The organism is Azospirillum sp. B506, assembly GCF_000333595.1.
Lineage (GTDB): Bacteria > Pseudomonadota > Alphaproteobacteria > Azospirillales > Azospirillaceae > Azospirillum.
Window position 1 is genome coordinate 1 of sequence record NZ_BADK01000714.1, and the last position, 10,065, is coordinate 10,065.

Annotated in this window: 7 protein-coding genes and 1 pseudogene; 1 reads left to right on the plus strand and 7 read right to left on the minus strand. The window is 65.3% G+C overall.

Going from position 1 to position 10,065, the window contains the following annotated elements:
- The 3 genes from I71_RS21285 to I71_RS21295 all read right to left on the minus strand — a co-directional run.
- A partial coding sequence (locus I71_RS21285; RefSeq protein ID WP_049976229.1) for an ABC transporter substrate-binding protein occupies positions 1 to 1,417 on the minus strand: 1,417 nt, incomplete at its 3' end.
- The gene (locus I71_RS21290; protein ID WP_049976228.1) at positions 1,418 to 4,120 is read right to left on the minus strand and encodes a HAMP domain-containing sensor histidine kinase; all 2,703 of its coding nucleotides are present in this window, start codon (positions 4,118 to 4,120) and stop codon (positions 1,418 to 1,420) included. It abuts the gene before it with no gap.
- A gap of 228 nt (positions 4,121 to 4,348) precedes the next feature.
- Positions 4,349 to 5,323, minus strand: a complete 975-nt coding sequence (locus I71_RS21295) for a choline ABC transporter substrate-binding protein (protein WP_042697776.1) — start codon at positions 5,321 to 5,323, stop codon at positions 4,349 to 4,351.
- A gap of 152 nt (positions 5,324 to 5,475) precedes the next feature.
- Between I71_RS21295 and betI the strand changes: the two genes are divergently transcribed.
- Positions 5,476 to 6,051, plus strand: a complete 576-nt coding sequence (gene betI / locus I71_RS21300) for a transcriptional regulator BetI (RefSeq protein ID WP_042697781.1) — start codon at positions 5,476 to 5,478, stop codon at positions 6,049 to 6,051.
- 2 nt (positions 6,052 to 6,053) lie between these two features.
- Here the strand turns inward: betI and I71_RS21305 are convergent, their stop codons facing one another.
- From I71_RS21305 to I71_RS21320, 4 genes and pseudogenes are all read right to left on the minus strand, one after another.
- Complete coding sequence (locus I71_RS21305) at positions 6,054 to 6,977, minus strand: proline/glycine betaine ABC transporter permease (RefSeq protein WP_042697784.1); 924 nt, start codon at positions 6,975 to 6,977, stop codon at positions 6,054 to 6,056.
- Positions 6,970 to 8,151: a glycine betaine/L-proline ABC transporter ATP-binding protein gene (locus I71_RS21310; protein WP_042697787.1), complete on the minus strand. Its 1,182-nt coding sequence runs from the start codon at positions 8,149 to 8,151 to the stop codon at positions 6,970 to 6,972. Before I71_RS21310 ends, I71_RS21305 begins: the two co-directional genes overlap by 8 nt.
- 307 nt (positions 8,152 to 8,458) lie before the next feature.
- Complete coding sequence (locus I71_RS21315; protein ID WP_042697790.1) at positions 8,459 to 9,274, minus strand: enoyl-CoA hydratase/isomerase family protein; 816 nt, start codon at positions 9,272 to 9,274, stop codon at positions 8,459 to 8,461.
- 420 nt (positions 9,275 to 9,694) lie between these two features.
- Positions 9,695 to 10,065: pseudogene (locus I71_RS21320) on the minus strand (DNA gyrase subunit B); the annotation flags it as partial.

Genomic DNA, 10,065 nt, shown 5'->3' on the forward strand with positions numbered 1-10,065 from the left:
CTTCGAACTCAGGATTGCACCATCTCGCGATGTTTGCGCCACCGGGACGCACCGCACCGCAATTCAGCAGGAAATACAGGAAATTGTCAGGGTCGCCGTTGTCACCGGTCCAACCGTAGATCACCATGTCCTGTTCGCCCTGCGTCACCTGCCGGCGGTAATTGCCCCAGCTCTCGGTCTTCAAGGTGAGCTTGATCCCGATACGCTCCAGGTTCTCCTGGATCATCTCGGCCGCGCGCTTGCCATTGGGCAGGTAGGGGCGCGTCACCGGCGGGTACCAGAGGTCGAGAGAAAAGCCTTCGGGATAGCCGGCTTCGACGAGCAGGTTGCGGGCTTCGACGGGATCGAAGGGATAATCCTCGATGCTGTCGTCGTAGGACCACATGCCCGGTGGGATCGGGTTCTTGGCCGGCATTCCGCCATTCTGATAGACCGCATCGACCAGGGTGCGCTTGTCGATCGCCAGCGTGATCGCCCGTCTCACCCTGGCGTCGCTCAACGGTGCTTTGAGGGTGTTGAACGCCATATAGGCGATATTCCGCCCATCCTGCTGTTCCAGCACGAGATTCGGGTCTTTCTCTATGCTTCCCAATTCGGCTGGGTTGGGGAAAATCATCACATGGCATTCGCCGGAACGCAGCTTGTTCAGGCGCACCGCGATGTTCGGCGTGATCGAATAGATCAGAGTATCCAGCGGCTGCCGCCCACGCCAGTAGCCTTCGAAGGCCTTGTAGCGGATCGCGACATCTTTGTGGTACGAGACCAAGCGGAAGGGACCCGTGCCGATCGGCTTTTCGTCGATCATATTCGGCTGGCCGGCCTTCAACAGGGTATCGGCATACTCGGCGGACTGGATCGACAGGAACGGCATCGCCAGATCGGCCAGAAAGGGAGATTCCGGCTGATCCAGGGTGATTCGGACGGTATAATCGTCCAGCTTCTCAACCGATTTCAACAAGGTGGAAAGGCCCAGGTCCCTGAAGTAATCATAGGTTGCCGGCCCGACATTGTGATAGGGATGGTCGGCCTTCCACTGGCGCTCGAAGGTGAACAGGACGTCGTCGGCATTGAGCGGCCGGCTCGGAGTGAAGAGTTCATTGGACTGGAACTGCACATTCCGGCGGAGGTGGAAATCGTAAACCAGCCCGTTTGACGAAACAGTGTAGGATTCCGCAAGACCGCTGTACAAAAGCTGCCCGTCCGGTCCTATTTCAACCAGATTGTTGAAAATCGGCATTACCGCGTTCACCGTTGTGCCGGAGGTCGAAAACTGCGCATTGAAACTCTGCGGATTTCCTTCCGTGCAGTAAACGAGGGACTTCTCCGCCAATGCCACATCCGGCAGGCCGGCAAGCCCGACGAAGAGGGCAACCCCCTTTGCAACAGCCTGAGTCAATGTCTTTAGCGGCAAAGGCATTCACTGCTCCTGCGGAGATGGAACTTTGGTCGCCGAGGGGATGTTATCAGTGGCAAATCGACGTGGAAAGCGAATGGTGAATCGCACACCGCCATCGGGACGGTTATCCACCGCGACCTTGCCACCGAGCCGGTTCACGACGAGGTTATAGACAATGTGAAGGCCGAGTCCGGTGCTCCCTGAACCGCGTTTGGTCGTGAAAAACGGGTCGAATACCCGCCCAAGGTCGTCCGGCGCGATTCCCTTGCCATCGTCGGTATAGATCAGTGTCACCATGTCCGGTCCCAGGGCGGCGGCGGAAATCGACAGATGCCCCTGTTGCCCGTCGCGATAGGCATGGGTGAGGGAGTTCATAACCAGATTTGTCAGGATCTGCGCCAGCACACCGGGATAGCCATCGATCTCGATGAAGTCCGGGCATTCCACCTGCAGGCTGTGACCCGCCCGCCGCCAGGATGGACTGAGGCTGACCGCCAGATCTTCCAGATAGGGCTTCAGCGGGAAGAGCCGCTCCTCGCCGCTGGTCTGATCGGCGGCCACCTGTTTGAAGCTCTGCACCAGATCGGCGGCCTGCCGGAGATTCAGCACCATCAGCCGGGAAAGCTCGTCCGCCATGTCCTGGAACTCGGCAAAGTCGCTGCGGCGCAGATTGCCCTCGCCCGCCAACCGCCCGATGATTGCCAGACGGTCCTGCAGATGGGTGGCTCCCATCAGGGCGTTGCCGAGCGGGGTGTTGATCTCGTGCGCCACTCCGGCGACCAGGCCGCCCAGCGACGCCATTTTTTCAGCCTGGATCAGGTCGGCCTGGGTGAGCCGCAGGTCTTCCAGTGCGCGGTCCGCGCGGTCCTTCGCCTGTCGGGCTGCCTGCTCGCGCAAGCCGATCTCGCGGATGAAAAAGGCGGCGGCGCGTGCCATCGCGCCGAATTCGTCCTGACGACGGGTGCCGTCGATGGGACCGGCCAGCGGATCCTCGGCCCACCGGGTCATTTGCTGCTGGAGGCGCATCACCGGCCGGCTGATCGACCGGGCGAACAACGCCGCGGCGCCCGCGCCCAGCAGCAGGCCGATGGTCGCGCCGATGACCAGGATTCGGGTCAGCAGATCGCCGATGCGCGCAGCCTCGTCACGGAAGGTTTCATCGAGTTGCCGGGCGGTCTCGACCAGGGAGCCGGCATCGCGGTCCATGGCGATCAGAAGCTGGTTGAGACGGCGCAGCCCTTCGGAGGTGCGGCGCAGGCTGTCGCGCCAATTGCGGATAGCCGACAGAACCTCGTCCTGCAGCAGCGGCGACATCGGAAGGCCACTCACCGTCTCCATCAGGGCACCGGCATCGGCAACAATGCGGTCGGCCTCCTCCGCGTCACGCACGGCCATCGCATATGCCGCTCGCCGGCCCAGGCGCAGGGCAACGATGGCGACATTCTGCGTTTCCTGCTCGGTGTCGTTGGCCTGGATGGCGTAGGCGATCAGCTGCACCACCTCGTCCTGGATCGCGGTGTATCCGGTTGACTTCACGGTCAGAATGCGGGCGGTCAGCGCCTCGATCGCCGATGCTGCCTCGGCTCCGGCGCGTTGCGCCGCGTCCAACGCCCGCCGGGATTCCGCCACGCGCACCTGAACCCGATACAGTGCCTCCAGCGCCGGACGCACTGACGGCAGGAACGAGGACAGGAAGGTGACATCGGGCTGGCGATCCAGCGCTCCGGTCAGCACCAGCGCCCGGACCACGGGCAACGTCCGGACGACCTGCTCCGCAACCAGCCTCTCGCCCAGGGGACCGGCGGTGGGTTGTCCGTCGGAGTTGTAGGATCCACCACCCCTGTCCTCAAGCCCGGCCGCCGCCCGGACGGCGGTCTCGAAGCGGTTGAGCACCTCGTCGCGTTCGGCCTGCGCTGCGCGCAGTTCTCCGACTGCCCCTTGCAGCGCGACGACAGCTGCGGCATAGCGGGCCGCGGCCTGTTCCGCCGGATAGCGGTCGACCAAAGGGTCTGTCCGCCCCAAGCCCGCCTGCAACCGGCCGGCGGTTGCCGTCAGCCTGTCGATCGCAATGCGGAAATCGGCCGGAGTCGGGGGCCGTCCGCCGCCGAACAGACCGGTCCCGAAGCCAAGGGCGGCGACGTGCTGGGCCTCTGCACGTTGTAAATCCAGCATCGCTTCGCGGAGTTCATGGGCGCCATCGACCACGTCACGGCTGTCACGCAGGCGCTGGTCGGCCTCGGTCAGCGACCCGAGGGAATCCACATTGGCGGCGTGCTGCCGTTCGCGCGCACGGTCGGTCAGCGCCATCAAGGTGCCGGCATGGACACCCATATCGGCAATGGCGGAATCGTTCGCCGCCGTCACCTGGATGAAGCTGCGCATCTGGTCGACATAACGGGCCAGAACGACGGTCGCGCGCTCCACCTCCGGCCGGTGGGCGCTGGTCGACCCGTCGCTGCCGAGCCGGCGCAACTCGGCCGCAGCCGAGTCCGACATCGTTTCAAAACGCTCCGCCCGGCCCGCCCGGTCGATGGGCGCGACCTGAAGATAGTCGATGCGGGCGGCCGTCGCCGCCAGCACGTCGCGATAGACCGAACCGGCGAGTACCGCCGACTCGTAAACCCGCTCGCTGCGGGCCAGCAGCAGCCAGCCGGAAACCGCGATGACCGCGGCAATCACCACCGGGACGCCCCCGACGATGGCAATGCGCGAGCGGATTCTCATGCCGGCCCCGCCATACCACCGCGTGCGCCGAGCACCCGGAAATCATGCCGGGGGCGGGGTTGGCATTGGCAATGAGGTGTTGTGCGATCCGCCACGAACGCTCCGCACTCTGGACACAATGGGCCTTAACAGAGTAATGAGCGGGGGCAAAGGGATAAAGCGCCGGGCGTGAATGGGACAGGCCGAATAGGGCGAAAGATCGCCCCGTCCGGCCGGTCCGGCGACGGATTACGACTTGGCTGCGACGCCAAGCTTGGCCTGAACGGCGGCCAGCCCATCCTTGCCATCGATGGTTGTGACGCCGGACAGCCAGCCCTTCAGCACATCCGGATTCTTCTTCAGCCAGGCCTTGGCGGCGGCATCGGGCTTCTTGTTGCCGTTCATGATGTCGTCCATCACGGCATTTTCCATCGCCAGTGTGAAAGACAGGTTGGCAAGCAGCCTGCCCACATTCGGGCATTCGGCGGCATAGCCCTTGCGCACGTTGGTGGAGACGGTGGCACCGCCCAGGTTGGGGCCGAACCAGTCATCGCCGCCTTCCAGGTAGGTCAGCTCGAAGCTCTTGTTCATCGGGTGCGGCTCCCACCCCAGGAACACCACCCAGCCCTTGTTGCGCGTCGCCCGCTTCACCTCGGCCAGCATGCCGGCCTCGCTGGATTCGACCAGCTTGAAGTCCTTCAGGCCGAAGGCATCGGCCTTCAGCATCTTGTCAATGATCAGGTTGCCGTCGTTGCCGGCTTCGATGCCGTAAATCTTGCCGCTGAGCTTGTCCTTGAACTTCGCGATGTCGGCAAAGGTCTTCAACCCGGCATCGGCGGCGTATTTCGGCACCGCCAGCGTGTATTTGGCGCCTTCCAGATTGACGCGCGTCACTTCGACCGAACCGTCCTCCAGCACCGGCTTCACGAAGGGTTCCATCGTCGGCATCCAGTTGCCGAGAAAGACATCCAGCGACTTGGTCTTCAGGCCGGTGTAGACCAGCGGCACCGACGACATGGTGGTGGTCGGCTTGTAGCCCAGCGCATCCAGCGTGACGGAGGCGAGCGCCGTCGTCGCCGCGATGTCGGTCCAGCCGACGTCGCCGAAGCGCACCGTCTTGCAGGCGGCCGGTTCGGCGGCCAGCGCTCCGCCGGCCCCCAGCGCCATCACCGCGGCGATTCCGGCGCCCGCAAATCCGTTGGCCAGGGCTTTCCATCCGTTCATGTCGTCAACTCCTCGTTCTTGTTTGTCCAGTTTGCGGGAACTGCTGTTTTCACCGTCGACGGACCGGCGAAAATGGCGCATTTGTTGCGGCACAAGCCAAGGTCCCGGTTGCGGTCCGCCTTGGCGGAAAAGGACAGGAGAGCGCCAGCCCCATGCCCAAAGTCGGAATGGAACCGATCCGCCGCCGCCAGTTGATCGACGCCACCATCACCTCGATGGGCGAACATGGATTGGCCGACACCACGGTCCAGACGATCAGCCGCGGGGCCGGCGTATCGCCCGGCATCATCCATCACTATTTCGGCGGCAAGGACGAGCTGCTGGCCGCCACCATGCGCAGCATGCTGCAACAGCTGCGCGACGACGCCACACAGCGGCTGGCGACCGCCGATTCGCCGCGCGCCCGGCTTGAGGCCATCGTCGACTGCAACTTCGCCCCCGGCCAGTTCGAGCCGCGGGTGGTCGCGGCGTGGCTGGGATTCTGGGCGCAGGCGCCGCACAATCCGGCGCTGTCCAGGCTGCAGCGGATCAATGCCCGCCGGCTGCACTCCAACCTGCTGCACGCGCTGCGCCCGCTGCTGCCGCCGGAGCGGGCGCAGCGGGTGGCCGTCGGACTGGCGGCGATGATCGACGGGCTGTGGCTGCGCTTCGCCCTGACCGGCGCCATCGACGGCAGCGCCGCACGCGCTGTGGCGCTCGGCTATCTCGATTCCGAACTGAACGCCTGACCTCACCGCCGCCACCAGCGCCGCCGGGCCGTTCCGGCGGTCGCCCGGCGGCGTCCGCCCCGGCCAACACCGCGACCGAAACTCTGCGTGATGCGGTCGAGCACGACGGCCAGCAGCACCACGGCCAGCCCGCTCTGCACGCCCAGGCCGATGTCGAGGCGCTGGATGCCCTGCAGCACCACGTTGCCCAGACCGCCGGCGCCGATCATCGAGGCAACCACGATCATTGACAGAGCCATCATCATGGTCTGGTTCACCCCGGCCATGATCGACGGCAGGGCGTTGGGAAGCTGGATCTTGAACAGCAGCTGGTGGTCGCGGCAGCCGAAGGCGCGGCCGGCCTCCACCAGTTCCGCCGGAACCTGCCGGATGCCGAGCGCCGTCAGTCGCACCGCCGGCGGCATGGCGAACACCACGGTGGCAATGATGCCAGGCACCCGGCCCAAACCGAAGAACAGCACCGCCGGAATCAGATAGACGAAGGCCGGCATCGTCTGCATCAGATCGAGCAGAGTCTTTCCCACCCCGTCGGCGATCTTGCTGCGCGCCATCCAGATGCCGAGCGGCACCCCGCCGATCAGGCTGAGCACGGTGGAGGCAAGCACAAGCCCGAGCGTGGAAACCGTCGGCTCCCACAGCCCCATCACATAGATGCCGCCCAGTGACAGCAGGGTGAACAGCGCGAAGCCGCGCCCGACCCGCCACAGCGCGACCGCCGACAGCAACAGCGCCAGCAACCAGGGCGGCACCCCCAGCAGCAGCCCGTCCAGCGCCTCGCCAAGCCCATCGACCGTCGCGGCGATCAGCGTCAGCGCCGGCTGGCCGTGATCGAGGATGGTCGTCACCAGCCATTCTGACCCACGGGCGATGCCGCCGCCGATGGTCTCGTTCAGCCACTCGATGTCGAACGACGCAATGTCAGCCATGCCGCACCTCGCGTCGCGCATCCTCTCCACGGTCGAGAGCCGCCAGCAGCACCGCTCGGGAAATCACGCCAAGGAATCGGCCGTCCGCCTCCACCACCGGCAACGGACAGGGAGCGGCGGCGACCCGGCCAAGCAGAGCCAGGATCGGCGTGTCTGCCGCCACCGGCTCCAGCCCGAACAGGGCCGACGTGCCGTCGCCGGCCAGCACGCCGCGGAAATGGCCGGCCGTGTCGGTGCGATAGCGGAAGCGTCCAGGCTCCCCCGGATTTCCATCGTCGGGTGGACGGGCAAGATCGCGGGCGCGCAGAACGCGCGAGGCATCGACGCCGCGGAAGAAGGCGCGGACATACTCGTCGGCCGGGGCGCGCAGGATTTCCGCCGGGGTCCCGATCTGGGCGATGCGGCCATCCTCCATCACGGCAATGCGGTCGGCGATCCGCATCGCCTCCTCCGCATCGTGGGAGATGAAGACGATGGTGCGGGCCTCCTCTCGCTGAAGCCGCAGAAGCTCGTCCTGCATGTCGCTGCGGATCAGCGGATCGAGCGCCGAGAACGCCTCGTCCATCAGCATGATCGTCGGATTTTTGGCCAGCGCGCGGGCGAGCCCCACGCGCTGCTGCATGCCGCCCGACAGCTCGTCCGGATAGTGGTCTGCATGGTCCGCCAGCCCCACCCGCTCCAGCGCCGCCAACGCCGCCTTGCGCCGGTCCGCCCGCTTCACCCCGGCGACCTCCAGCCCGAAGGCCGCATTTTCCAGGGCCGTGCGATTGGGCAGCAGGGCGAAGGACTGGAAGACCATGCTCATGTCCCGCCGCAGCACCTCGACAAGATCGCCATACCGCAGGGCGGTCAGGTCGCGGCCGTCAAGCAGGATCTGCCCTTCCGATGGTTCGATCAGGCGGTTCAGCAACCGGACGATGGTCGATTTGCCCGAGCCGGACAGCCCCATGATGACGAAGATCTCGCCGGCTCGGATGTCGAAGCTGGCCTCTGCCACGCCGACATTGACGTTCAGCCGTTGCAGAACCTCCGCCTTGGTCGCACCGCGGCGCAGCATCTCCAGCGCCGGGCGAGGATCGTCGGCGAAGACCTTGCGCAGGCCGCGCACCGTCAGTCGCACCTGTCCAGTCGCCGTCGAAGACGAAACGGTGGGCGTGGGCAGGATCGTCGTCATGGGCAAGGCTTCCGGAACGCAACGGACCAGGGTGAAGTCAATCGGGCCGTAGATTGCCCCGAGACAAGGGCCGCGGTCGATAGCTGCGTTCACGAAACCTGCATTTTGATGGTGCAGATGTGCAATTGGCCGCACCCGGGCGGAGATTTTATTTTGATTGATCGTTCAATGAAAATCCGCAGTGGAATTTTATGCTCGTCTTCCCGACGAATCCGCCATTCCTTAGAGGGAACGTCCGCATCGATGAACGTGCGCAAGATTCCGACGATGTCCTTCCACATGGTTGGCGTCCATATCCTGGAAACGCTCAGCGGCCGGTGAAGGCTGGCCGGCGCTTGGCAACGAAGGCACTGATTCCTTCGCGGAAATCGTCGGTGGTCGCAGTGGCGAGGAAGTGGTCGCGCTCGGCGTCCAGCTGCTGGTCCAGCGTCCGGTCGAAGGACTGCCGCATCAGATGGCGGATGCCGGCATAGGCGACGGTCGGCCCCGCGGCCAGCCGTTGCGCCAGAGCCGCAGTCTCCTCCACCAGCGATGCCGCCGGCACCACCCGGTTGACCAGTCCGATCCGCAGGGCCTCCGCCGCGTCGATGACATCGGACAGCATCGCCAGTTCCATGGCGCGGCGCAGACCGACAAGGCGCGGCAGGTGGAAGCTGCCGGAGCCGTCCGGCGTGGCGCCGATGCGGGCGTAAGCCATGGTGAATTTGGCATCGTCGGCGGCGATGCACAGGTCGGCCGCGCTGGCGAGACTCATCCCGGCTCCCGCCACCGGCCCATGGACGGAGGCCAGCACCGGCAGGTCCAGACGGTCGAGAATTCGCAATGCCTCATGCAGATGGGAGATGATGGCACCGGCAATGCCGGGGGCGGCCGCCGGATCGTCATTGAATCGGCCGACATCGCCGCCGGCCATGAAGCCACGCCCGTTGCCGCCGATCACCAGCACCCGCGTCGGCCCTGCCCCGTCTTCCTCAGCCACGCCGCGGCAGGCATCGAGAAAGGCTGCGGCAGTCGGTTCGTCGAGCGCGTTCAGCACGTCCGGACGGTTCAACCGGATCCAGGTCACGGCTCCCTCGCGGACGAGCAGGACCGGTGAAGCGGTGCCTGACGCGGTGGCGGACATCGTGGCCTCTCCTTAAGCAAATCCCATGGACGGTATGTTACCGAACGCCACGACCTGTCAACCGTCAGGCTAACCCAACGGTCAACCATATTCCCCCTGGTTTGCCCGGCGATGGAGCAAATCCATGGCTTGGTAAGTGGACCAAGGAGCGGCCGGCAACCGGTTCACCGCCGGTCCCAGCACATTGCCGACGGTGGCGACCCAAGGACTGACATCCGGGGGTGCCGCTCCCCCGCTCGAAGGCGGTGATGGACCGGCAGCGCAAACAGAAAGGACGGGGCCATCTTGGCCCCGCCCTCTTTGCTTGCTCTCAGGGTCCGGAGAGGAACCCCGCCGCCTCCCGTGAGACAACGGTTAAAAGTGTCTCAAACTTAGGATCCGGTTTCTCATCTTTTGCTTAAACGAACACCAGCACCGGCATCACACGTCCAGGTTCGACACCTTGAGCGCGTTGTCCTGGATGAACTCGCGGCGCGGTTCGACGACGTCGCCCATCAGGGTGGAGAAGACCTCCTCCGCCTGATCGGCGTGGCTGACGCGGACCTGCAGCAGCGAGCGCTTGGCCGGGTCCAGCGTGGTCTCCCACAACTGGTCCGGGTTCATCTCGCCCAGGCCCTTGTAGCGCTGGATGGTCATGCCGCGGCGGCCCAGTTCCATCACGGTGTCGAACAGGGCGACCGGGCCGGTCAGGGCGCGGGTTTCCTTCTGCTTCTCGAAGGCCTGGCCGGCGGTGCCGAAAACCCGCTTCAGGTCGGAGGCCAGCGCGTCGAGGCGGCGGGGCTCGCCACTCT

Excerpts from the sequence above, each read along its gene's own strand:
- I71_RS21310 (WP_042697787.1), bottom strand. The coding sequence starts at position 8,151 with ATGACGACGATCCTGCCCACGCCCACCGTTTCGTCTTCGACGGCGACT.
- I71_RS21315 (WP_042697790.1), bottom strand. The coding sequence starts at position 9,274 with ATGTCCGCCACCGCGTCAGGCACCGCTTCACCGGTCCTGCTCGTCCGC.
- I71_RS21295 (WP_042697776.1), bottom strand. The coding sequence starts at position 5,323 with ATGAACGGATGGAAAGCCCTGGCCAACGGATTTGCGGGCGCCGGAATC.
- I71_RS21290 (WP_049976228.1), bottom strand. The coding sequence starts at position 4,120 with ATGAGAATCCGCTCGCGCATTGCCATCGTCGGGGGCGTCCCGGTGGTG.
- I71_RS21305 (WP_042697784.1), bottom strand. The coding sequence starts at position 6,977 with ATGGCTGACATTGCGTCGTTCGACATCGAGTGGCTGAACGAGACCATC.
- betI (WP_042697781.1), top strand. The coding sequence starts at position 5,476 with ATGCCCAAAGTCGGAATGGAACCGATCCGCCGCCGCCAGTTGATCGAC.